Consider the following 23,275-nt stretch of genomic DNA (forward strand, 5'->3'; position numbering starts at 1 on the left):
TCACGTCAGAACGAATAGAAGGCTTCTTTCACTAAACAACGCTTTACTATATACACACCTGGCCTGGTTAGCCAAACAGTGCCTAAAGTAGCGTAATAAGGCCTTTTATGACCGATGCCAACCGGATCGAGTCGAAAATTCTAGGCTCGCTGGAACCATGTTTCAGGACACTTTCCTCGTGCGACTTAACACAGAGTTCACAACCGTTGACGGCCGACACAACCAGACTCATCAGCTCGAAAAACTCTTTACCCAGCACCGGATTCATCATAATGCTCATGCGAATACCCGGTTGTGTTTGCTGATAGTACTCCTTACTGGTGAAGTGACGGAACCGGTAAAAAATATTGTTGGTGCTTAGCAGCGAGGTGCAGGCAATGGTTTCGGCCAGTTCGGCGTCGGTTGCCCCTTCCTGTCGGGCAGCCTCCGTCAGCGAGTCCATCAGCGGCTGATGCTTCTCGTTAACGGCTACGGACAGGGCCAGCAACAGGGTTTCTTTCCTGCTCAGTGTTTGGCTGCTGTTCAGCACGTTACCCACATTGATTTTCAGGTCGCGCAGGTAACGGTGGTCGGCTTGCGCCAGGGCGTCCAATGCCGGATAGGTACCTTCGGCGTTGAGTCCTACCAGATTCAGCAGCGACACAACGGTTTCATTTTGCGTAGTTGTCATTTTTAAGAAGCGAATGAGCGACAGAGTGAATGAGCGAACGAGCGGCTTTAAGACCCACACTTTCACTCATTCACTCTGTCGCTCTTTGATTAGGCCGTTAGTGTCTCTTCGCCTTTCACCCAGTTACAGGGGCAAAGTTCGTCGGTTTGCAGAGCGTCCAATACGCGGATTACTTCGTTTACGTTCCGGCCAACTGACAGGTCGTTAACCGCTACCCAGCGAACGATACCCTGGGGATCGACGATGTAGGTTACGCGATAGGCCACTTTTTCGTTTGCTTCCAGAATACCCAGCTCTTCGGCCAGCGACTTGGAGGTATCGGCCAGCATTGGGAACTTAAGACCACGCAGATCGTCGTGGTTTTTGCGCCAGGCAAGGTGAACGAACTCGCTGTCGGTCGAAGCGCCAATGACCATCGTGTCACGATCCTGGAAATCTTCGAACTTCTTGTTAAACTCGGCAATTTCAGTTGGGCAAACAAACGTAAAATCTTTAGGCCACCAGAACATCACCAGCCACTGACCAGCGTTCTTGTGATCTTCAGATGAAATCTCATAAAACTCTTTGTCTTTATCGAGCGAAACGACAGCCAGTTTTTTGAACTCCGGAAAAGTTGAACCAACGGATACAATATGATTTTTCATGGAATTTATTGAGGTTGTATAACTATATGATCTTTCCTGAGTGCAAAGTAAGGGCTCATTACATTATCAACTCATGACTTTTATCAATCTGGGTATAGATAAAAACTATCAAAAATCAATATCCATGGTGATTTTCAACAATCTACGCTAAAAGCAGATAGAGATCGCACTGGCAACTTCTTCAAAGAATAATCTTATTCATTGAAATGATGCTAATTATAATTTTTCCGATAAACGCAAAAAGCCCGATCAGCGGAACAGCTGATCGGGCTTTTACAATCAATGCATTATTTATCAGGCTGCCAGCCGAAGTCCTGACTCTTCGCCAGCCTGCGGCTCCGCCAGCATGGGTGTGATAACGGTATTCATACGCTCCCGTACAAAGCTCTCCTGCAGATAGGAGGGCAACTTGGCAACCAACTGCCGATAAGCCGTTATACCAAGCGCTTTGGCAATGTACGCTTCGTGTACCGAGTTGACATGCGATACGATATTCACCAGACTCTGGTGGAACAATTTCACGTCAATCTCCGAATCGACAAACCGCTCAATCTCCCGATTGGTCGACGAAATCCGTAATCGACTCAGCATGTCGAAGTAGGTAGTATATCCGATTTGCTTTGCCAGTTGTTTGTATTGCTCCACACTGAACTTTTGCAGGATCTCCCCCGTCTTCGGGCTACGCAGGGCTGTTTTCGGATTGTTCTGAATCGCATTGCGTAAAGCCTTCACTCGCTGGTCGCGGGTGGTTTTCAGGAACTGGGCCAACTCCCCCTGTGCCGAAGCCGCCCTCGACGGTAACAGCAGGTCCGTTTTAGACGCCACGCTGAATCGTTTGGCCATCGGTAACCGCTGGATGCGATAACTGTTAATCGGGCCAAGAGCATAGTAACCAACCGAAGCCGGATAATACCCCCGCACAACGGCATTGCCAATGCGCTTACGAATCAACTCTTCATTGCTCACGTTGATACCCTGTACAGCCAGAAAAGCCCTGGCACTGAACAAGGCACTATAATACGCCTGTGGAAACGTCCAGTGCAACGAGCTTTGCAGGTACTGCTCATCGTTAACAACAGGCGTAATCCGCAGTGCGTACTCGGCGCTCCAGCTATTCAATAATAATTTCTCCAAAGCCTTGCGGCTCTCTTCGGTCACGCGGCCATAAAACTGTTGAAATATGGGAAACTTAGCGAGATCGAAGAGGTCGTTCTGGTGATGGATGTGGTAGTCCATCGCAAAAAAATGGTTCAGAAACACCTGCGCCGGAATCGACTTCCGCCAGCTGTCATCGAGCGGCAAATTGCCCGTCGACGCCGGTGCAAGGGGTGCCTGAGCGTCCGGGGAATGCATCGTCACGTTGGTTCTCTGTGTCATAATTAATAAACGAAAAAGTGGGTTCCTCCGTTCATTTTCAGGCATCTTTTTCTACCTATTAAGTATACTGAAAATCAATGCATTATATGTGATTTTTTACCCCAAAAAAGTACCCTAAAAAGTCCTGCTTTTGCAGATTGCCCCGTTCGCTGGTTTTGCGTATTTAAGCGTACTTTTGGGCTACGTTTCAACGTTAGCAGTACAGTATGAAGTGGATAAGATATAGTATACTATTGGGAGGTCTATGCCTGGCAAAGCAGACTTCCTCCTCAGTTTTTGCGCAACCTCAGCACCAAGTAGCTCCTACAGATGGTGTTGCTTCTCTGGAAGGAACCGTACAGGACGGTGACACACAAAAGCCTATTGCCGGAGCAACCGTATTGGCAAAAAATCAGGAGGGTATTGTGCGGGCGCAACAGTCGACCGGTGCCGATGGCACCTTCTTGCTCAAACTAGATCCCAGGCAACCTTACGTCATTACGACAAAAGCAAACGGCTACACGACAATCGACGAGCAACTGGCGTTTACATCGGGAAGCACCAATCGGCTATACGGAAAACAAATTCTGCTGTTCAAGAATACGCCCGCTGCCAAGCCAAAAAGTTCAGCCACAGCCTTAGCCGTGAAGCCAACTCAAGCCTCTGCTCCACCCGCTTCTGCCAAACCTGTAAGCCAGCCTCCAGTCGTGAAAACAACCACGGCTAGTACCGAACGGGTAACTCCGCCCAAAACCCTCGACGCCAAAGTCGTGTATACGCCACCACTCGTGGTAGCGCCCGTCGGTAAAACGACGCAACTTCAGGCATTGCAGTTTGTGCAAAGTAAAACGGAGCTATTGCCCGATGCTCAACCGGCGCTGGAACAGTTATTACAGTTCATGCAGAGCCAGCCTACCGCCGAAATTGAACTATCGGGACATACCGATAATCAGGGCGACTTCGATCAGAATCTGCTTTTGTCCAAACAACGGGTGGAAGTGATCAAGTCCTATCTGGTAAAAAGTGGAATAGCAGCCAGTCGGATTACCACGCGGGGTTACGGTCCTACCCGCCCCATTGCCAGCAACAATTCCGAAACCACCCGCCAGCAGAACCGGCGAGTCGAGATGATTGTGGTGAAACAATAAAACCCAGCCTTAAGCCAGGTGTGCTTTTTTCAGAAATAGTTCGTATAAAACGCGGCTGTTGATCGGGATACCGACCGGCCGCGTTACTTTTTTCGTCCCAGCCAAAGCCCGCCAATGACTAATGCAGTGCCAATGACGGTGTAGACTGTAATGGGCTCGCTCATGAGCAGGTATGAATTGATAAAGCCAAAAATAGGGCATAGAAACAGCCAAAGCGACGCCCGAATGGCATCTTGCCGAACGAGATAGAACCACAATTGCAAAGCCGCCACCGACACGGGCAGAATAAGCCAGAACACCGAGGCCCAGAATCGTAGATCGAAGGTAGAAGCCCGGAAGGGTACCGGGTCGATGTAGGCCATCAGCAGCGTGAATGGAATAAGCAAAAAGCCGCCCAGCAGTACTTGCCAGCCATTAATAACCAGACTGGGCAGTCGCCACTCGATACTGGCGTAGTAAACCGTTGCCGCCGATACAGCTACCATACCACTCAGTAGAATAAGCAGCCCCTCTACGGTAGCGTAACTATTCTGCAAGAGCGGATAGGTCGCAACGCCCACACCCAAAAGCCCCAACAGTAAGCCCCCCATCTCGTTCCAGCGCGGCATCCGACGCAGCCAGATAGCGGATAGCAGCGCAATAAACAAGGGGTTTGTGGCCGTTGACAGGCTGCCAATACCAGCCGAAACCTGTTTTAACGCCAGTACAAAAGCCCCGAGGTAAATAGTGGTGTTGAGGAGGGCGAAAATGGTTAGCTGCCGCCACTCTTTACCTTTTGGCCAGGCGTTTTCTGCTCGCTGGATGCCATATGCAAACAGGAGCATACCGCTACCGGCAATGAAAAACCGTACGTTCGCCAGAATGAGCGGATGAACCGACTGCACACCAAACTTGGTAGCAACCGAAGCGGATGCCCAGAGAGCAGCAAAGAGAAGGCCGGGAATGAGTTGACGCACAATTATAATTTTCGAATACGTACTTTCTTAGCAGTCACAGCAGTAAATGCGCCAATAAGCTGAGTGTCGTATTCAAGTATTACCTTCAAAATAATTTCTCTTTTTTCTTTAGTTGTCGTTCTTGGGAGCCGATAAAACAAGATACCACTAGGCAGCTGGCCTTTCTAAAAGTGTAATTCCCCAAATTCACTATCTCCAGTCAACAAAACAGTGGCTGACGAGACAGCGGCTTCAAGCACTATCACGTCAGCCACTCCACTTTGTGTTTCCTGAATTGACGTAACGATATGTCCCGCTAAACCCAGCAAACGAACAACCCTTGCTTCTACATTTTCGTCAGCCAGCAGACTAATCACGCTACTAATTTACGGCTGCGCTTACGATGTACAGTATAAGCAACAAAGCGCAAACAGGCATAAATCTGCTCGCGGGTTAAATGCGGATAATCTTCCAGAATTTCGTCAACGATTTCACCGTAGCCAAGTTTTTCAACAACTAGTTCTACGGTAATTCGAGTGCGTTTAAAGATGGTTTACCTACCATAATAGCCGGATCAGTAGTGATGTAATCCTTCCACTTTACATCAATCATAGCTTTTTCATTTTACGCAAATATACACTAAAACCCAATCTTGCCTTTGCGCCCATTGGGCTTCTGTTCGTTGGCCCAGTCGCGCATTTCGGCCAGCTCTTTCTCGAAACCACCCGACAGGATCGGGAAGCGGCACCACGAACGGGGGTCGAGGTTGTGGTCGTCCAGATGGAATGAGGGCGCATAGCGTTCGCGCTTCCATTGGTTGCGGCTCCAGAGCTTGAAGAACCGCTCTACCCACACCACCAACTTGTCTCGGTCGTGGGTTCCCGCATACCGGACTTCCATCATCTTCAACACCTCAACCGGCGGCTGCTTGTCGCGAATGGCCGATTCCTCAATGGAATTCAGCACATCGTAGGGCATCAGGTCGTCTTCGTCGGTCTGCTTTTTGTCCTGCGGCCGGAGTTCGGCGGTAGGTTGCAGGTTGTTCACGGCGTTCAGGCCTTTTACCTTGATGAGTTCATCCGGGTCCGGTGGGCTGGTGGCCAGACTCGTGCGGTCGGTGGGTTCGGGGGCGTTTTTAACGTTCAGGCCAACCGTTTCGAGCCAACGGAGCCAGCTGCGTAGAAAATGCTTGTCGATGCCCGTTATGGGCGAAATACTGCCAGCGGTGTCGCCGTCCATGGTGGCATACCCAACGGCAGCTTCAGAGCGGTTAGAGGTGGTGAGCAGCAGGGCATTGTTGATGTTGGCCAGCATCCAGATACTTGGAGCCCGCACCCGCGCCTGAATATTCTGCAGCGCCAGATCGTCGGTATCCCAGGATAACTTACGCCCCAACTGTTCTTCAATCAGACCGGTGTAGGTTTCAACCAGCCCGTTGATATTAATATTCAGGAATTTCGCGCCAATGTCATCGGCCAGTTCTTTCGCCGAGTTAAACGTATCGTCCGATGAATTTTCGGTACCCTGATACATCACGGTCAGGAGTTTACCGACCACCTCTTCGGCGGTGGTGCAATCCTGAATGGCTTTTATGTAGCTCAGCTTTTTCTTGACGCCGTCCATGCCGATGTTCTCGACCGCCATCCGAATCATCAGGAATACCAGTGCTGCAATGGCCGACGAATCGGCACCGCCACTTAGCGACAGCACATAGCCCTGCGAACGACTCTTCCGCAGGTAATCGAACAGACCGAGTGCTACCGCCCGCGCAAATTCTTCTTCTTTCAGGTAGCCGCCCCGCTCCCAGCCTTCGAGCTGCGCTTTCTGAATAACGGGCGCTATTTCGGGCCAGTCGAACCGATCCGTAACGCGCAGATTAGGGTAAGCCAACGCCATGTTTGCCCGGTTTTGTGTCTGGTTCAGGCGGGTTGCTTCTACGTCGATAACCGCCGGAACAATGACAAAATCTTCATAGCTCAACCGTGGCCCAGACACCAGTAATTCGCCGTTGGAGGCTACCATAGCGTCGCCATCGTAAATGATCCGGCCCGCTTCATTGCCAAGCATGTTGGAATATACGTAGCTCACCCCGAACGACCGCGATGCATCGACCACGAACCGCTCGCGCACCTGCGACTTTAGGAACGCGAAGTGACTTGCCGTGGGGTTCAGAATGATGTCGATGCCCCGCTCGTACAGAATACGTCCCGGACGATTGGCGACCCACGCATCTTCGCAGATTTCGAATCCAATCCGAATACCCGACAGGTCATAGACCACATCGCCAAAGGGATACGTAAAGTCGCCGATTTTGATCTCGTCGCGCACGTAGGGCGGCCACGGTTGAAACCAGCGTGTTTCGTAATGGACACCATTATTTGCCATGTACTGCTTGGCCGTGAAGCCCAGAATCCGCTTGTTGGCAATCAGGCAGGCGGTGTCGAAAGTGCGATTGTTATGGCGCAGGGGTAAACCAACGGCCACGACAATGTCGTTCGTGTGCTCAACAATCTCCAGTAATGAGGCAATGGACTGGTCGATGGTGTTCTGGGCAAAAAAGGCGTCTTCGCAGCCGTACCCCGAAATACAGAATTCGGGCAGACACAGCAGACTGACATGCTGCCGCTGGGCTTCTTCGATGGCGTTGATGATATTTTGCTTATTGTGTTCCCAGGCAAGCGGAATCTGATTCAGAACACCAGCGGCTACTTTCAGTAGTTTCATAGATAAAGGCGGAAGCGCACCGATAGGCACGAGTCGTGATCGGTACGGTAGTATTTAGTTTATTGCAGGGATAACAACGAATGGGCGAAAATAGATTTGTCGAAGCGAAGTAACTAGCCAATGAAACAAAAAGCCGGCTTTACGTTAGATAAAGCCGGCTTCTGCAAAACCTGTCATTCCATCTATTTCCCGGAAAGCGCCTTCACCGATACCTCCCTGAAATACACAATATCGTGCTCGCCGTGGTTTTGCAGGCCGATGTAGCCAGCATCCGGACGAATGCCTCGAAATGGCTCGAAGTCAAACTTGCGGGCCGGAACCGGAGCCCCTTCTTTGTAGTCCGTAACTTTTACCCCATTGACGTACACGAGGGTTCGGGGGCCATCGAGGGTGATTTCCATGGTATTCCACTGAGGACCTGGCTTGCCGGGTTTAGCGAGGGGCTTCGTCAGGGAATACAAGGTTCCCGTTACATGGTACTCGTCTTCGTCGGACGTTTCGGGGTGGTTGTCGATCTGCACTTCGTAGCCGTAATGAACCGGCATCCACTCCTCACGCGGCTCAAGCGGTATTCGGATGTACACCCCCGAGTTGCTGTTGGCCTTCTGCATTTTATACACCAGCCGAATGGTACAGTTGCTGAATTTCTCTTTCGTCCAGTACAACAGCCCCATTCCGCCATGCCCGCGAATCATTCCGTTTTCGACCGACATACGCCCTTTCCCTACATGTTTCCAGCCCGTCAGATCCATGCCGTTAAAGAGTTTGCGCCAGCCAGCGGAGGCAGCCGGCGACGATTGAGCCAACGCCCCGGACGTGGTCAGCAGAATAAAACAAAGGGCAATCAGCCCGTTTTTAGCGATTGTGCGTGTCATGATACAAAGTAATGTCGGGAAATAAAGAATAATGACGCTACTTCCTACCATTGTGTAGTGCCGACTGGGACAGTCGGCCGAGTTGTGAGTTAAGCCATTCTCAGCCGACCGGGACGGTCGACACTACAGGTCAAAACAGATTCGGGTAGTCAGAGATGATGCCGTCGACGCCGAGTTGTTTCATTGATTCAATTTCGGCTTTGGTATTGACTGTCCAGGGGATAATGGCCATACCCTGATCATGGCAGGCTTTCACGGTTTCGGCGGTTACTGTTTTGTAGTAAGGGCTGTATGTATGGGGTTTAAAGCCCAGTACGGCCAGATTTTCATCCAGCGGTTTCGGATTCATGGTCAGGTACGAGAGCGAAATAGCCGGATACTGCTTATGGATCAGCTGCAAAGGCCGAACATCGAACGATTGAATGATGAGCCGCTTCCCCAGCTTCTTTTTTTGCAGGACATCCATCACCAGGTTGACAAATTCCGTTGGCTCGGGGTGATATACGCCATCCGTAGCCGCCGATGATTTAATCTCGATATTGTACATCGGCATCGCTAACCCCTTCGCTTTAGCATACGTTTCGACCGAGTCGATCAATTCGGACAACAGGGGTTTATAAGCCGGGAATTTCTGCTGTTGCGGAAACTGAGGATGCGGCTTGCTGCCAACATCAAACTTTTTGATCTCGGCGTAGGTCAACTGGTACAGGTTGATCTTCTTTTGCTCGTCGGCCGTTACGGGGCTTCCGTCGGGTTTCAGGCTGATATCCGCCGACATGTAGTTATCATGCGATACCACCACCTGTTTGTCTTTCGAGATTACGACGTCCATTTCCAGCGTCTGAACCCCAAGATCCATTGCCTTTTTCATGGCCCGAACGGTGTTTTCCGGCATGAGGCCGCGGGCACCCCGGTGGCCTTCCGTATTGAATTTTGGCTGAGCAGCAAGGGTATGCGCCCCTACCATAAGGGCGGCTAAAACGATATTCTTCATTGTATGATCAGAAAAGAAAATTTAACCGTAAAGACGCACAGGGTGTCCATAAAGCGCATCGCAGGCGTCTTTACGGGTAAAACTGTTTAAAGGTGGTTTATTGAAAGCTATACCGTAAGCCGATCTGAACCTGGAACGGATCACCTGATGGGGTTACCACGCCGGAATTGTTGACCCGGTAGTTGAACCGCTGACTGGCCTGGCTAAAGCCGGGAAGGGCCGCCGAAGTACCGGTAGCCGGAACACCCAGCGCATACAGTGCCTGCGTACCTAACGATTTGTTGACACCCCAGTCCCGTTTCAGGAAGTTAGCGAAGTTGAAAATATCGGCCGAAAGCTCAATAGCATGGTTCTTATTGAACCGGAACCGCTTGAGCGCCCGAATATCGAACACGCCATAGAAGCCGTTGATGCCCCCGTTCCGTTCGGCAACCCGACCCGAATAGGCATTTACATAATCTTTCAGACTCTGGCTGGCCGTTGGACTATCCAGCAACGTTTGCAGCCCCGTGCGTACATTGGCCGGAACCCCTTCACTGTTGCGGTCGAAGACGAAAGCCAGATCGTTTGTGGCAACAAAATCGGCATTGGTGTTAGCCCCCGACAGCAGTGAGTAGCGCGTACCACCGATACCCGAGTAGCGAACGCCGAGTGTAATCCCGAAAAATGACGGCAGCGTACCGTAAAAGACGACCTTGCTCCGGAAATGGTTATCCGAATAGGTCATTCTGCTCAGGTTACGCGGATCATCTTTTACCGGTACAGACAGCGTGGCGGTATTGGCTACGTTACCATTGTAGGACGTATTGTCGCGGGTATCGTTCCAGGTGTAACTGGCCGTTATCTCGCCATCACGGAAATACTGCCAGGTAGCATCGGCCACAACCGCAAACTGGTTTACGCGTCCCTGGCTGTTCAGTTCCAGTACCCGACCCAGTTTCTGGCTGATACGCCCCAACTGCCAGTCGCCCACACCGCTGGTCGGCATGGAAGCCAATGGCACATACACACCCCGGTTATCTTCATTAGCCAGCCGGAAGAATGGGTCGGCTACCATGTTCCGATCGACATACATGTAGTTGTTACGGCCTAACGACATATAGCCCGCGATACCAACGCGCAGTTTCTCGGTCAGGAAGTGCGAATAAGACAGGTTGACTTTGTAGAGAAGCGGCACTTTGGCATCCGGCCCGGTCATGTTAATAGTTGGCACCTGGAACGCGGCCAGCGTTGGAATACTGGCGTAATTTTGCCGGTAAGCTGCAAAATCGGGCGTGGGTACGTTGGCTCCCCGAACGTCGACCGTAGCAAAATGCTTCCCATCGAAGGTCAGGTTATTGATAATCATGTAGTTGTTGATATCCGAGGCAAACACACCGCCCCCAAACCGAACGAAATCCGTGTGTCGCTCATTGACGTCCCAGTTGAGTTGCAGTCGGGGCTGTACGATGAACGATTTGATCACATTGTCCGTCCGAAGTTTCAGTTCATCCAGTACCAGTTGGTTCAGCGGAGCTTTGGGGTAATGCGCGTAATCGAAGCGCAGGCCGGCGGTCATGTCGAGACCCGGTGCCAGTTTCGTGCTTAACTGACCATAAATACCGGCGTTGAGGGTTTTGCCAACAACGCTAGGGTCAGCTACCAGCGGCACCTCCCGGTAATAACGGTACGGCTGCAGCGCGTTGAACTTGTCCAGGGCCGACGTTGTGCCGTCAATGTTGTAATGAAAACGACCGTTGACCTCACTGCCGTAGAGTGAACGGGCGTGGGTGTACATCAGGTCCAGCCCAAAAGTATACTGTATCCGATCGGTATTGTAATACAGGTTATCGACCAGCTGCACTACATTATTGGTAAATCCTTCCTGCGCGAAACGATGCCCGCCCATCTGAATATTGGTCGACAGAGTTCCCCCGTTGACCGTCGAGACAACGTTTTCGACAATGTTCCGCGGAATGTTTGCTCCGGGTAACTGATCGCCGGGGGCACTTTTCTGGTACGTATAGAGATGCTGAAGTTTCAGCTCGTTGGTGATCTTGGGCGTAATTGTCGTGCGCAGGGTAGCCAGCAGGCTATTGTCGATGTTAAAGTCGTTGCCGTACGATTCGTAGATATTGACAGCCGTATTATCCTGCAAGCCCAGTTTGTTACGATCGTTGGTGTAATTGTTCCGAATGGTGAGCAGATTGTTCTGGTTGATCTGCCAGTCGATACGGGCAAACGCGGCATCGGAGCCCCGTCTTTTGTCGAACGTGCCATACTGAGGTGTGCTGGCCACGCCATACTTGCTGCGGGCAATATCCACAAAGCGGTCGAGGGTAGCGCGGGTCACGTTAAAGCGGCTCTCATCGAGCGGGGTCTGTACATCGGCGATAATCAGCGGACGTGAATCCTGCTGGTGATCCCAAACCACAAAGTAGTGCAGTTTGTCTTTGATGATCGGGCCACCGAGCGAAAAGCCAAACTGATTGGTCGAGAACTTGTTATTGCGGAGGTTACCGCGAATGTCGTATTTACTCGACAGCCAGTTGGCCCGGGTGTAGTTAAAGACGCTGCCCGCCAGTTTATTGGTTCCCGATTTGGTTACGGCACTAACAATACCACCCCCGGCGCGTCCGTACACCACATCATACTGGTTGGTGATTACCTTAAACTCCCGAACGGCTTCAATGGAGATCGAATAAGGTGCCCCGCTGCGGCTGGTCGTTGCACCGGCCGATGTGGGGTTTTTAGCCGTCATCCCGTCGATGGTAAAGTTTGTCGATGAGCCAATCTGCCCCGACAAGTTGCCATTGTTACCACTTAAGGGCGACAGATTCACCAGTGAGGTAAAGTTACGGCCGTTGACAGGCATGGTTGTCAGCGTTTTAGCCGTAATAGCGGTAGCCGCCCCCAGGTTGTCGGTCTTGTTTTTCAGACCCGATGCAACGACTTGCACTACCTCCAGATCCTGACCGGCCTCCTGCATGGTCAGACTAATCCGGATTGCATCGCCCTGGTTTACCATGTAGCCGGTTCGGCGTTGCTCACCCAGTCCCACCGCCGTAGCCCAAATGGTATATGGGCCGCCCAATGGTAACTCTTTAAACTGATATTCGCCCTGGACATTGGTAACGGTGCCGGTTGTAAAGCCCGTCGATTCGTTACGCACCCGAACCGTAGCGCCCGGAAGTCCCTGTTTTTGCGTATCGGAGATGACTCCTGAAATGGAGGCCTGCGTTGTTTGTGCCCTTGCTTCCCTGCTGTTAAACCCAGCCAAAAGGAGCAATAAGAGAAGAGAAAGAAGATGTTTTTTCATGCAACAGATGAGAGAGAATTTTTCGAACTGCAAAGAGACTACGGCTATATTTCCTGAATGTTAGTTTAACATTACCAAATTATCATGTTTGCTATAAAATTGGATCAAAACATCAAAAATTATTATTTAACTAACTAAATGGATTTTTAAGCAGCTAAAAAAGCCGGGTTGTTAGCCCGGCTTTTTTTATCAATGTATTTACAGGAAGTATAAGCTTTCTATTTCTCGTTATTCCCCCCGCCCATTTTACCGGCTTTGTTGGCCTGGGATGCGGGAGCCGGATTCTTGACGTACTTATCCATCCAGCCGTTCATCTCCCATAGCATGTGCAGCAATGACTCTTTGGCCGTGTAGCCGTGGCTTTCATAGGGCAGGAACACCAGCCGGGTCGTAGCGCCGAAGCCTTTCAAGGCATTGTAGTACCGCTCGGACTGAATCGGGAAGGTACCGGTGTTGTTGTCGGCCTCGCCGTGAACCAGCAGCAGGGGCGTCTTCATCTTGTCGGCATTCATGAACGGCGACATTTTATTATAGACGTCCGGTGCCTGCCAGTAGCTGCGCTGCTCGTTCTGAAAGCCGAAAGGCGTCAGCGTACGGTTATAGGCCCCACTCCGGGCAATACCGGCTTTAAAAAGCTTACTGTTGGTGAGCAGGTTGGCCGTCATAAAAGCCCCGTACGAGTGGCCGCCCACTCCTACCCGACTCGAATCGACCACGCCCAGCCGAACACCCTCATCAATGGCCGCTTTGGCGCTCGACACCAGTTGCTCAACGTAGGTATCGTTCGGTTCTTTGTCGCCTTCGCCCACAATGGGGATGCTGGCATTGTCCAGAATGGCATAGCCCATTGTCACGAAAGCGGCCCCGCCCCAGTAGCTGATCCGGTTAAACTGGTACGGCGAACCGGCGATCTGGCTGGCCGCTTCTTTACTTTTAAACTCGGCCGGATACGCCCACAGGAAGGTAGGCAGCGGCCCCTGTTCCTTTTTGTAGCCAACGGGCAAATACAGCGTGGCGGTCAACTCAACGCCATCGGCCCGCTTATAGCGAAGTTGCTGCTTCTGAATCCCTTTCAGTTGCGGGTAGGGATGCGGGAAGTAGGTTACCTGAATTGGAGCGATTCTGGCTTTCAGATTCCGGACGAAGTAGTTCGGGTTCTCGTCGGGCGTTTCGCGGGTGGTCAGGATCACTTGTTTGGCTGCGTCCAGGACGGCAATGGGCCGTTCAAAGTATGGAGCCGCCGACCGCCAGAGTTCACGGGTCTGCTTCGTCTTCAGATTCAGCAGACTCACAAAAGGCCGGTCGCCCTGGGGCGATGAACCCACGGCGTTCAGCATCAGGACTTCGCCACTCGGGAGCAGATTCAGCACGTCGCGGCCGTACTGGTTGTGCTTCGTATCGGGCTGACCGGGGTTGGTGTATCGATCTTCGTACGAACGATCGAACAGTACGGACGTTTGCCAGTTGGTCGGGTTAACGATTTTGGTGATGGTTTTACGGTTCTGCCACCAGCTTTCGCTAGCCAGCGCCGTCGACTCATTGCCCCAGTCGAAGTTTTCGAAACGGAACTGAGCCGCGTAAATTTCTTTCGGCTGAGCCGAAAAAGGCGCTTCGATCATGTACACCTTGTCCCGGATGTCGGCTTTCACTTTTGGGTCGCCATTGTCCATTGCAACGGTATAATAGACCGAAGCCGGAGTATCGGCCCGCCAGTTGAAGTCACGTGGGCCGGTGGGGGCGCCATCGCGGCTGTAGGGAACAGCCTCCTGCAATGGGCCGTCATTCAGCGTTTTTACGAGCGAACCGGCCATGGCATAAATCTCGGTCTTCAGCGGAAACCGGCCGACGGGCACCAGATACGAAAACGGCGTGTGCACCGTTTCGACCAGCACATACTGTCCATCGGGCGATGGCTCTGCCGTGCGGATAATGCCTGGCTGACCAATGTTGGTGGCCGTTCCATCCAGCGCCAGACGCACTACCTGCGACGTTGTGTAAAAGGCAAACTGCTTTTCGTCGGAGGGACTTTTGAGTAAGTCCTGATACGTGGGTGCCTGCCCGCGCGATCCTTTCACGTTTTCCTGCGTGGTCGGTCCGGACGGAACCCGGCTCACTTCGATGGTTGGGCCACGCCCGGCGGGAACTGTTTTAACGATCAGGCTTTTGCTGTCCGACACCCAGTAATAAGGCGACCCCAGGGTTGCATTGAGTGCCAGCGAGCCAACTTTTTTGGCCGATAAACTGGCCACATCGGCTATGTACAAATCAATCCGGCTGTCGGTCGAGTTGGCAAACGCTACCTTTGTTCCATCCGGCGACCATTGTACAAAGCTGATCAGGGGTTCGGCGGGTAAACCGGCGATTGCCTTTTCGTCTTTATCCGTCAGTTTTTTGAGCTTGAGACCCGTGATGTAGCGGGCCCGGCTGGGCCCGTTGTTGGCCGGATTCAGTCGAAGCCCGGCCAGTTTAAGCTCCGGCTGGGCCAATTCGTCGATGCCGGGCGCTGCTGCCTGTTCGAGGATTAGCATCATATCACCTTTCGCCGACATGCTGACAGTGGGTGTCAGCGGAGCCGTGACCAGATCGGCCAGCGCTTTGGGCGGTGTTTGATAGCCCGATACATCCTGAGCCTGTCCGGCGAGCGAAACAGCGAGCCAGGGGATAACCAAAAACCACCGGTTTTTGCGGGTAGTTAAGTTGTGAAGCATAAAGGGAGAGGTTGTTTCAACTGTAACGAAAGATGAAGATACGACGAAATTAAAATGTATAAGTCAAAATTTAATCTATCTCTTCTTTTCTGTGTTTTACGAACTATGTCTTTGGTACAACCTCACTATTTTACTGCATTCTTTTGCGAAACGCCGTTAAAACCAATTATGCTTTAACCTGGGCCACTCGTTAATTAAGTAGTTACGCTAAGGATCAGCCGCCTGTAAAATGGCATACCGACAAGGCGGTCTCACAACCTGGATTATAGGCCCTAAAAAAACTCCTGTTCGCTTATCGAACAGGAGTTTTAAGAAGTCAGACAAGCGAATGCCTTAGCTCAGGGTAATGGTCCGATAAGTATCAGACGTTTGCGTGTTGAGGACAATGGCGTTCGTCTGACGGCTTGTTCCTTCAGTCACAATCAGTTGATAAACGCCATCAGGCAACTCACTCAAATCAAAGCGGATGCGCGAATTAGAATCCTGCTTGTAAACAGCTTTATGAGACAAAGTACGTCCCTGCTGGTCCACTACGTCAATTGACAGGTGGCCATCTGTTTTTCCAATGACCACATCAATCTTCCCACTTTGGGTGGGTTGAATGGTCATTGGAGTTTTCTGGGGTGTCGTAACCGAATGGGTATCCTGAGCAAAACCGGTTGCCGAGATAGTAAGCGATGCGGCAATTAACAGGGAAGTGGCTAACGTTTTCATAATATGTAGTATTTATAGGTGACTTCGTTTTGCGTCCGGGTGCACTATTGCTCCCGACTTCTGAGACAAAGCAACATCCGCCCAGAAGAATAAAAAAACGAAATCGACAGATAGCCGAAGAACGTCGGCAGAACATACTATTTACGCTAACAATCTGTTTTTCAGGCTAATTATAGCCAAATTAACCCCTCATCGATGAAATAGGGCGGTTCATAGAGACAGACGGGAGATTCATCGGGTTTAGCGGCCCAACTCCGCGTCTGGTGGCCCCTATTTTATTGAAAGGACCTACATAATCGTGCTGCACTAAAAACTCCCGTAGTCCACCTGTATGCAGGTCAGGCCGAGGGATCGTCGCCACATATCGACCACTTGCTGCCGGTCATCGACGACGAGTTCTACGTAATACCGGCCGGCTATATGCTGGTCGAATAGCTCCTGTTTCACGATAGAATCTTTACGGTTATCGCGCTCCGGGCGCATGAACAACCGATAGTCCGTTTCCTGCCAACCAAAATGCTGATTCAGCCAGACGGTTGTTTCCGAGCGACAAACGGCATCACGACCCGAGAAAAATATGACCTCGTAACCCGACGCCCGCATGGCTTGCACCAGTCGGATAACGGGCCATTTTGGGGTGTCAAAGCCCACCCGATGCCAGGCAAAGGGCGAACGGTCTCCTCTGTCGGCCACGGTACCGTCAATATCGACGAGAATGCATCGAGGCAATGTTTCGTCCTGCTTTCGCTGAAAAGCGGTTGGCCGGGTCAGGATTTCGGTTTGGAATTTAAAGTTTCTTCGCAGTGATGTCAGTTGTTCAGCCTGACGACGGATCACCTCCTCCCCCACTGAATCGGGTCGATCGCGGTCGCGACGGATACATTCTTCCAGCGGCACCTGCAGTAGCGTGTACTGTATCTGTACCTTGTCGAACTGGCGCATCAGCAGTTGCCGAAATTCGTTGATGTAGCTCAGCTTAAGGCTTGTGTTGTCGATGAGTATGTGCCAGCCGCGCGTCAATCCTTCCAGAATAGCGGCTTTCTGCAATTCATTAACAACCATTTCGACCCGGTCTTTCTCCCGCTCCGGCCAGGTTTCATAATATTCGCGAAGTGGAATCGACAGAAGACTTCGCCGGAAATCATCCCGATTAACACGCAGCCAGTTCGGGTTTTCGGTGCAGAACTGCCGGGCAAAGGTTGTTTTTCCGCTGCCACTCAGGCCGGTTAGAATCAGAACTTTCTTCATAAAATACAGGAGTGGCGTAAACGTACCTCCGGGGCGAGCCGCGTTTGGTTTAGCCCGGCGGTACATTTTCCCGACCCGCGGGTACGTGACTAGCCTTCGCGAAGCTTCAGGATCAGTTTCGTCTTCAGTTCGTGTAAGCCTTTCTCCAGCCCCACGGGGTATGTGTGCGGATTGACGAACCGTTTGACGCCCGGATGCAGGTTGGCCAACTGGGTCTGTACCCGTTCGCGCACTGTATGAATATCCGGACTTTCGTACACTCGTTTACCTGCCTTAACGACCGGCACCAGCAGATCTTCGTACGGCTGAGCGGCCTCAAAACGTCGGCGTTTGGTAAAATCAAGCGGATCGATCATCGTAGTCGACTGGCTGGCCGATCCATCTATCCCTTCGGTATCATAAATCATATCGGCCACAAAGCCCCGCTCATCCCGAAACCGGCGCACCTGCTGAATGCCGGGTGTCGAAGTTTTTATGGCTTGCTCCGAAAGCTTCATCTTGTATTCCCAGCCGTTGGTCTTGGGCGTATTTGTCTCTTTGGCTTCTTCTGCCCCATCGCCACCCAACTGGCTGTCGGGCTCCTGACGCAGGGCGGCTAACTTGTATACGCCCCCCAGCGCGGGCTGGTCATATGCCGTAACGAGCTTGGTGCCAACGCCCCAGATGTTAATTTTTGCGCCCTGCTGCCGCAGACTGCTGATGATCGTTTCGTCGAGGTCGTTGCTGGCGACGATGCCCGTCTCCTCAAAACCGGCGGCATCCAGCAGTTTCCGGGCTTCGATACTCAGGTAGGCCAAATCGCCCGAATCCAGCCGGATGGCGGCCAGCTTGTACCCGCGCTGCATGAGTTTCCGCCCGGTTTCAATGGCGTGTTTCACCCCCTGCAAACTATCATAGGTATCCACAAGCAGTGTCACGTTATTCGGCAGAACCTCGGCATAGGCGTCAAACGCCTGTTGTTCGTCGGCAAACGACATTACCCAACTGTGCGCGTGCGTACCGCCAACGGGAATATCATACAGCTTGCCAGCCAGTACATTAGAGGTAGCATCGCAGCCACCGATGTACGCAGCCCGACTGGCCGTCATGCCGCCATCGATTCCCTGGGCCCGACGCAGGCCAAACTCCAGCAGCGTGTCTTTCTCCACGACTAACCGAAGCCGGGCCGCTTTGGTAGCGATCAGCGATTCAAAATTAACGAGATTCAGCAGGGGTGTCTCCAGCAACTGGCACTGCAATATCGGCCCACGAACGCGAATGAGCGGTTCATTCGGAAAAACGACCGTTCCTTCGGGTATGGCCTCAACATCGCAGGTGAGCTTTAGATCGGCCAGGTAATCCATGAATTCGGGCTCAAACATGGGCTTTCCATCGTTGCCCGTGAGGGTACGGAGGTACCGCAGGTCTTTTTTAGAGAAACCAAAATTTTCGATGTAGCCCAGCACATTTGCCAGCCCGCAGGCTATGGTGAAGCCCCCGCTAAATGGATTTTTTCGGAAATAAAGATTGAACACTGCCTCTTTTTCCGATGTTTTAGTTTTCCAGTAACCATAAGCCATGGTGACCTGGTAAAGGTCTGTCAGCAGGCTTAGCGAAGTATCATAAAGCTTGTTTGTCATCAAATGCGAAGGTAGCAAGTTGATACTTTACAGAAAATTCATCTGATGAAAAACATTTTTTAGTTAAATTGGCCTGATAATTGTAAGGGGCACTTTTACCAATGTCTTGCTACTCAGCGTAACCCACTAATCTACAGACGCCCGTACGACCTATGCAGAAGTTAAGTCTTTCCCAATCGCTTCAGCAAAAGCTATCTCCGCAGCAGATTCAGTTCATCAAACTGTTACAGATACCCACCGCTGAATTAGATACACGAATTGAAGAAGAATTGGAAATCAATCCGGCTCTGGAAGAGGGTATGGATGATGAATATGAGCAGAAAGATGAAGACGACTCCTACGACGAGACTGACGATTTCAAGGATCGGGATAATGACCTCGATATTGACGGCTACATACAGGACGAAGATTATGCTGGGTATAAAATGCAGGGCGACGGCAACTACGGGGAAGAAGATCGGGATATGCCCCTGGCTACGAGCTCCAGCCTTCTGGACTCTCTGCTTCAGCAATTTGGCTACCTGAGCCTATCGGAAGAGCAGCGCACCATTGGCTATCAACTGATTGGTAGCATAGAAGCCGATGGCTACATCCGTCGATCCATTCAGGCCATTGTTAACGACCTGGCGTTCTCCCAGAATGTATTTACCGATGCCGAAGAAGTGGAGGCCGTGCTGCACAAAATCCAGTCGTTCGATCCGGCCGGTATTGGCGCCCGCTCGCTGCCAGAATGTCTGTTGCTCCAACTCCGGCGCAAGGACCAGTCGGACCCTTATATTGTGCTGGCGATCCGGATTATCGACGAGTTCTTCGACGAATTTTCAAAGAAACATTACGATAAGATTCAGCGTCGGCTCAACATCAGCGACGAATCGCTGAAAAAAGTGATCGATATTATCATCCGGCTGAACCCGAAGCCGGGTTCTATGGAGGGGGAAAGCGGCAATATCCAGTACCTCATTCCTGATTTTCTGCTTACCAATAACAATGGCAAACTGGAACTCTCCCTGAACTCCAAAAATGCGCCGGAGCTGCGCATCAGCCGTTCCTTTGCCGATATGCTCGACACCTATGACAAGAGCAACAAAAAGCAGAACAAGAACCTGAAAGAAACCGTCTCGTTCGTCAAGCAGAAGCTGGATGCGGCCAAGTGGTTCATCGATGCCATTAAGCAACGGCAGCAAACCCTGCTCCGCACCATGAACGCCATTGTCCGCTACCAGTATGATTTCTTCCTGACCGGCGATGAGTCGCGGTTGCGACCCATGATCCTCAAAGACATTGCTACGCTCATTGATATGGATGTATCGACGGTGTCAAGGGTGGCGAACAGCAAGGCCGTTCAAACAGAATTTGGTATCTACCCGCTCAAATATTTCTTCTCGGAAGGGATCTCGACCGATACAGGCGAAGATGTCAGCAGCCGGGAAGTGAAGAATATTCTGAGAGATTTGATCGACGCCGAACCCAAGCTTCATCCGCTATCGGACGATAAGCTGGAGAAGATCCTGAACGACCGGGGCTATAATATTGCCCGGCGAACGGTAGCCAAATACCGTGAGCAGCTGAACATTCCCGTGGCCCGCCTGAGGAAACAACTATAAAAATGAATAATGGATACGGAACAATGTAAAATGCAATAGACCTACAGTGTATTTTTACACGATTATTCATTTTACATTATTTATTATCCATTGAGTATACGTTTTGCTCATTTCCTGTCGGCTGTTTTTCATCCTTTGTTGATGCCGACGCTGTTGTTTGCATTGCTGCTATTTCGGGTACCTGCCGTACTGGGGCTGGATGCCTTTTCGATCTCCCTCCGGCTCAGCTTACTAGTCCTGATTTTTGTGGGTACATTCATGACACCTTCCCTGCTGATCTATTACCTGTTCCGGGCAGGGTACGTTAAAAGCCTAAAAATGACCACCCTGTCCGACCGGCGCCTACCTTACTTCCTGACAGCTCTGGTTTATACCATAACGGCCTATTTGTTCACCTACCAGATGCAGGGCTTATCCAGTCTGGCCCCCGAAATCGGTACCCTCATTGCCAGCATAGCCGTTTCTATTCTGCTGGTTGGTCTCATTAGCCTCTCCTGGCAAATCAGCGCTCACTGCGTAGGTATTGCGGGCGTTGTTGGCGTTGTGGCCAGTTTTATGATCAGATTCAGCATCACAGACCTGTTTTTCCCGATGCTGCTGCTGGTCATGCTCACGGGTTTTGTTGCCAGCGCCCGGCTCCGGCTCAACGCCCATACGCCCGCCCAGATTCTGGCCGGCCTGGCCCTTGGACTAACCGTCAGCCTGCTCACGGTATTTTGGCTCATCTAGCTTTTTTGTAACTTACCGCAACTCAAAGAGCCCGGGAAGAAATCGCACGACCCTACATTCAGCCTGTGCGCCTGGAGCCTTCGTGTTCATCCCCTGACCTATGTACGAGAATCTGCTTTATGCTGTTAACGGTGCTGTTTGTCGGATAACCCTCAACCGTCCGCAGGTATACAATGCCCTCAGCCCCGGCCTGATCCGCGAGATCACAGCAGCCATCGAAGCCGCCGGTGCCGATAGCGAAATTCGCGTGGTTGTCCTGACGGGCGCGGGCGACAAGGCCTTTTCATCCGGTGCCGACCTCAAAGAGGGTGTCATGCAGGCGGCTTCCTCAAATGGGCAGCTCACTCTGGGCGACTCTCTCCGCTCGACTTATCACCCCATGATTCAGGCCATCCGTAACCTGCCAAAGCCGGTGATCGGACGCATTAATGGGGTAGCTGCCGGGGCGGGTTGTTCGCTGGCGTTGGCCTGCGATGTAGTTGTCTGCACCGACGATGCGTACTTCAGCCAGATTTTCGTCAACATCGGCCTTATGCCCGATGCGGGCTCGACATTCTTTCTGCCCCGACTCATCGGCCCCCAGCGGGCGTTCGACCTATGCAGTACCGGCCGACGCGTTTACGGACCGGAAGCAGCCCTGATAGGTCTCGTCAGTCGCTCGGTACCTGCGTCGGACTTAGACGCGGCAATTGATGCCCTTGTGGGTTATTATGCCGCAGCGCCTACCCGTGCCATTGGGGCGATGAAAAAAGTTTTGAATGAATCGCTCTATTCTGACCTGACTCATCAGCTCGAACAAGAAGCTGACAATCAGGATGAGTTAGGTCGTTCGGCGGATGCAGCTGAGGGCATCGGGGCTTTCCTAATGAAGCGTAAAGCAAATTTTTTGGGCAAATAGATTGACAAACGTACTTTTTCTCCCTACTTTTGCACTCCCAATCAACGGGAAATGCTTCATAGCAATGCATTCGTAGCTCAATTGGATAGAGCACCTGACTACGGATCAGGAGGTTTGGGGTTCGAATCCCTACGAGTGCACTGATTACCTTCTCAATTAGCTAAAAGCCCGCTAAACCAGCGGGCTTTTGTTTTTTCACTCCCGATTACTTTTCTATTAATCCTCAAAAGGTAAGTTTATTCTGAGGTACCCCCTTCTCCGGTGTTGTTGCGTCATGGCAAAAACGATCCTATCTTAACAATTCGACCGATCTTCTGCCAATTATGAAACAGCTATCCTTACTTATCGTCTTATTATCCCCTGTCCTGGTGAGCCGCTACAAGGTGCCGGTGGCTCAGAGCCAATTTGTACCGCCTGCTGCATCGGCACAACTGCTGAAGCGAGTACCCTGGAATATGGCCATTGCGGCCGGACAAAAATTTAGGGATCGGTTTCGGGAGTGCGATACGAAAGATCTGTGTGATGGTGCAAAACAAAAATTTGGCTGTAAAAGTGATCAGAACCGAAACACGGCCCTCCTGAAATTTCCGAACGGGGTGGTCTTCTTCGATGCCAAAATGGGTCTTGATGCCGATGGGTCGCCCCTTTCCAAAAAAACGCCCGGCCTTACCGACCTGCCCCAAACGTCTTTCCGCTTTAACGTTAGTGGCCACCCCAGTGTCGACTCCGATAAAGTGCCGTTCATCGTTATTCCGCTGGGTGGATTCGATACGGAATTGGGCGTCAAAACGGGCGACCTGGCCGCCGTGGTTTTTAACGATAAACTCGTCTTTGCCCTTATTGCCGACAAAGGTCCGAAGTGCAAATTGGGGGAAGGCTCCATTGCGTTGCACGAGAAAATTGGTCACCCGGTTTGCCTGTCCCGCAATGCCCAGGGCGAGTGTACCAAACTCCGCAACGTTGGTATTGGAGGTAATGTCCTGTACTTTCTCTTTCCGAACTCAGCCATTGCTGGCCTGACTCCCGCCAACGCTAATCAGAAAATAGCCGAGAAGGGAAAACTACTTTTCGATCAATTTCTTGATGCGGGCAACTCCTGAAAGCCTGTACA

General features: G+C 51.6%; 19 protein-coding genes and 1 tRNA gene. 6 read left to right on the forward strand and 14 right to left on the reverse strand.

Annotation, left to right across the window (positions count from 1 at the left end; genetic code table 11):
* Positions 1-82: 82 nt before the first annotated feature.
* The 3 genes from ACYVJM_RS19005 to ACYVJM_RS19015 all read right to left on the reverse strand — a co-directional run bounded on the left by ACYVJM_RS19005 (position 83) and on the right by ACYVJM_RS19015 (position 2,691).
* On the reverse strand, positions 83-670 hold the full coding sequence (locus tag ACYVJM_RS19005) for a carboxymuconolactone decarboxylase family protein (protein WP_461149804.1): 588 nt from the start codon (positions 668-670) through the stop codon (positions 83-85).
* 89 nt (positions 671-759) lie between these two features.
* Positions 760-1,314 (reverse strand): peroxiredoxin, encoded by a 555-nt coding sequence (locus tag ACYVJM_RS19010; protein WP_297379303.1) that lies wholly within the window; start codon positions 1,312-1,314, stop codon positions 760-762.
* A gap of 294 nt (positions 1,315-1,608) precedes the next feature.
* Entirely contained in the window at positions 1,609-2,691 is a 1,083-nt protein-coding gene (locus tag ACYVJM_RS19015; RefSeq protein ID WP_461149805.1) for a hypothetical protein, read from the reverse strand.
* 206 nt (positions 2,692-2,897) lie between these two features.
* On the opposite strand from ACYVJM_RS19015, the gene ACYVJM_RS19020 reads away from it, so the two are divergent.
* Positions 2,898-3,818, forward strand: coding sequence for an OmpA family protein (locus ACYVJM_RS19020; protein ID WP_461149806.1), 921 nt, complete (start codon positions 2,898-2,900; stop codon positions 3,816-3,818).
* A gap of 83 nt (positions 3,819-3,901) precedes the next feature.
* Here the strand turns inward: ACYVJM_RS19020 and ACYVJM_RS19025 are convergent, their stop codons facing one another.
* The 11 genes from ACYVJM_RS19025 to ACYVJM_RS19075 all read right to left on the reverse strand — a co-directional run bounded on the left by ACYVJM_RS19025 (position 3,902) and on the right by ACYVJM_RS19075 (position 18,933).
* Entirely contained in the window at positions 3,902-4,774 is an 873-nt protein-coding gene (locus ACYVJM_RS19025) for a DMT family transporter (RefSeq protein WP_461149807.1), read from the reverse strand.
* A gap of 164 nt (positions 4,775-4,938) precedes the next feature.
* Positions 4,939-5,130: a DUF5615 family PIN-like protein gene (locus ACYVJM_RS19030; RefSeq protein ID WP_461149808.1), complete on the reverse strand. Its 192-nt coding sequence runs from the start codon at positions 5,128-5,130 to the stop codon at positions 4,939-4,941.
* Positions 5,127-5,303 carry a DUF433 domain-containing protein gene (locus ACYVJM_RS19035; protein ID WP_461149969.1) on the reverse strand — a complete coding sequence of 59 codons (177 nt, stop codon included), beginning with the start codon at positions 5,301-5,303 and terminating at the stop codon, positions 5,127-5,129. Before ACYVJM_RS19035 ends, ACYVJM_RS19030 begins: the two co-directional genes overlap by 4 nt.
* A gap of 89 nt (positions 5,304-5,392) precedes the next feature.
* Positions 5,393-7,477: an NAD(+) synthase gene (nadE, locus tag ACYVJM_RS19040; protein ID WP_461149809.1), complete on the reverse strand. Its 2,085-nt coding sequence runs from the start codon at positions 7,475-7,477 to the stop codon at positions 5,393-5,395.
* A gap of 182 nt (positions 7,478-7,659) precedes the next feature.
* Positions 7,660-8,352: a 3-keto-disaccharide hydrolase gene (locus ACYVJM_RS19045; protein WP_461149810.1), complete on the reverse strand. Its 693-nt coding sequence runs from the start codon at positions 8,350-8,352 to the stop codon at positions 7,660-7,662.
* 130 nt (positions 8,353-8,482) lie between these two features.
* Positions 8,483-9,346, reverse strand: coding sequence for a glycerophosphodiester phosphodiesterase (locus ACYVJM_RS19050; RefSeq protein WP_461149811.1), 864 nt, complete (start codon positions 9,344-9,346; stop codon positions 8,483-8,485).
* Positions 9,347-9,443: 97 nt separating this feature from the next.
* Positions 9,444-12,644: a TonB-dependent receptor gene (locus ACYVJM_RS19055; protein ID WP_461149812.1), complete on the reverse strand. Its 3,201-nt coding sequence runs from the start codon at positions 12,642-12,644 to the stop codon at positions 9,444-9,446.
* A gap of 218 nt (positions 12,645-12,862) precedes the next feature.
* Positions 12,863-15,352, reverse strand: coding sequence for a S9 family peptidase (locus ACYVJM_RS19060; RefSeq protein WP_461149813.1), 2,490 nt, complete (start codon positions 15,350-15,352; stop codon positions 12,863-12,865).
* A gap of 333 nt (positions 15,353-15,685) precedes the next feature.
* On the reverse strand, positions 15,686-16,066 hold the full coding sequence (locus ACYVJM_RS19065; protein WP_461149814.1) for a T9SS type A sorting domain-containing protein: 381 nt from the start codon (positions 16,064-16,066) through the stop codon (positions 15,686-15,688).
* A 306-nt stretch (positions 16,067-16,372) separates the two neighbouring features.
* A complete protein-coding gene (locus ACYVJM_RS19070; protein WP_461149815.1) occupies positions 16,373-17,314 on the reverse strand; it encodes a phosphatase domain-containing protein in 942 nt (313 codons plus the stop codon).
* 89 nt (positions 17,315-17,403) lie between these two features.
* Positions 17,404-18,933 carry a nicotinate phosphoribosyltransferase gene (locus tag ACYVJM_RS19075; RefSeq protein WP_461149816.1) on the reverse strand — a complete coding sequence of 510 codons (1,530 nt, stop codon included), beginning with the start codon at positions 18,931-18,933 and terminating at the stop codon, positions 17,404-17,406.
* A gap of 152 nt (positions 18,934-19,085) precedes the next feature.
* Here ACYVJM_RS19075 and rpoN point away from each other — a divergent pair, with 152 nt between their 5' ends.
* The 5 genes from rpoN to ACYVJM_RS19100 all read left to right on the forward strand — a co-directional run bounded on the left by rpoN (position 19,086) and on the right by ACYVJM_RS19100 (position 23,264).
* Positions 19,086-20,537: an RNA polymerase factor sigma-54 gene (gene rpoN / locus ACYVJM_RS19080; RefSeq protein ID WP_461149817.1), complete on the forward strand. Its 1,452-nt coding sequence runs from the start codon at positions 19,086-19,088 to the stop codon at positions 20,535-20,537.
* 90 nt (positions 20,538-20,627) lie between these two features.
* Positions 20,628-21,266: a hypothetical protein gene (locus tag ACYVJM_RS19085; protein ID WP_461149818.1), complete on the forward strand. Its 639-nt coding sequence runs from the start codon at positions 20,628-20,630 to the stop codon at positions 21,264-21,266.
* Between the two features lie 100 nt (positions 21,267-21,366).
* The gene (locus tag ACYVJM_RS19090) at positions 21,367-22,164 is read left to right on the forward strand and encodes an enoyl-CoA hydratase/isomerase family protein (RefSeq protein ID WP_461149819.1); all 798 of its coding nucleotides are present in this window, start codon (positions 21,367-21,369) and stop codon (positions 22,162-22,164) included.
* Between the two features lie 66 nt (positions 22,165-22,230).
* Positions 22,231-22,304, forward strand: a tRNA-Arg gene (locus ACYVJM_RS19095).
* Positions 22,305-22,487: 183 nt separating this feature from the next.
* Positions 22,488-23,264, forward strand: a complete 777-nt coding sequence (locus ACYVJM_RS19100) for a glycoside hydrolase family 75 protein (protein WP_461149820.1) — start codon at positions 22,488-22,490, stop codon at positions 23,262-23,264.
* Positions 23,265-23,275 lie beyond the last annotated feature (11 nt).

The sequence above is a fragment of the Spirosoma pulveris genome, assembly GCF_054781875.1.

Coding starts and splice junctions, on each gene's coding strand:
- ACYVJM_RS19005 (WP_461149804.1), bottom strand. CDS start 670: ATGACAACTACGCAAAATGAAACCGTTGTGTCGCTGCTGAATCTGGTA.
- ACYVJM_RS19010 (WP_297379303.1), bottom strand. CDS start 1,314: ATGAAAAATCATATTGTATCCGTTGGTTCAACTTTTCCGGAGTTCAAA.
- ACYVJM_RS19015 (WP_461149805.1), bottom strand. CDS start 2,691: ATGACACAGAGAACCAACGTGACGATGCATTCCCCGGACGCTCAGGCA.
- ACYVJM_RS19020 (WP_461149806.1), top strand. CDS start 2,898: ATGAAGTGGATAAGATATAGTATACTATTGGGAGGTCTATGCCTGGCA.
- nadE (WP_461149809.1), bottom strand. CDS start 7,477: ATGAAACTACTGAAAGTAGCCGCTGGTGTTCTGAATCAGATTCCGCTT.
- ACYVJM_RS19045 (WP_461149810.1), bottom strand. CDS start 8,352: ATGACACGCACAATCGCTAAAAACGGGCTGATTGCCCTTTGTTTTATT.
- ACYVJM_RS19050 (WP_461149811.1), bottom strand. CDS start 9,346: ATGAAGAATATCGTTTTAGCCGCCCTTATGGTAGGGGCGCATACCCTT.
- ACYVJM_RS19055 (WP_461149812.1), bottom strand. CDS start 12,644: ATGAAAAAACATCTTCTTTCTCTTCTCTTATTGCTCCTTTTGGCTGGG.
- ACYVJM_RS19060 (WP_461149813.1), bottom strand. CDS start 15,352: ATGCTTCACAACTTAACTACCCGCAAAAACCGGTGGTTTTTGGTTATC.
- ACYVJM_RS19065 (WP_461149814.1), bottom strand. CDS start 16,066: ATGAAAACGTTAGCCACTTCCCTGTTAATTGCCGCATCGCTTACTATC.
- ACYVJM_RS19070 (WP_461149815.1), bottom strand. CDS start 17,314: ATGAAGAAAGTTCTGATTCTAACCGGCCTGAGTGGCAGCGGAAAAACA.
- ACYVJM_RS19075 (WP_461149816.1), bottom strand. CDS start 18,933: ATGACAAACAAGCTTTATGATACTTCGCTAAGCCTGCTGACAGACCTT.
- rpoN (WP_461149817.1), top strand. CDS start 19,086: ATGCAGAAGTTAAGTCTTTCCCAATCGCTTCAGCAAAAGCTATCTCCG.
- ACYVJM_RS19090 (WP_461149819.1), top strand. CDS start 21,367: ATGTACGAGAATCTGCTTTATGCTGTTAACGGTGCTGTTTGTCGGATA.
- ACYVJM_RS19100 (WP_461149820.1), top strand. CDS start 22,488: ATGAAACAGCTATCCTTACTTATCGTCTTATTATCCCCTGTCCTGGTG.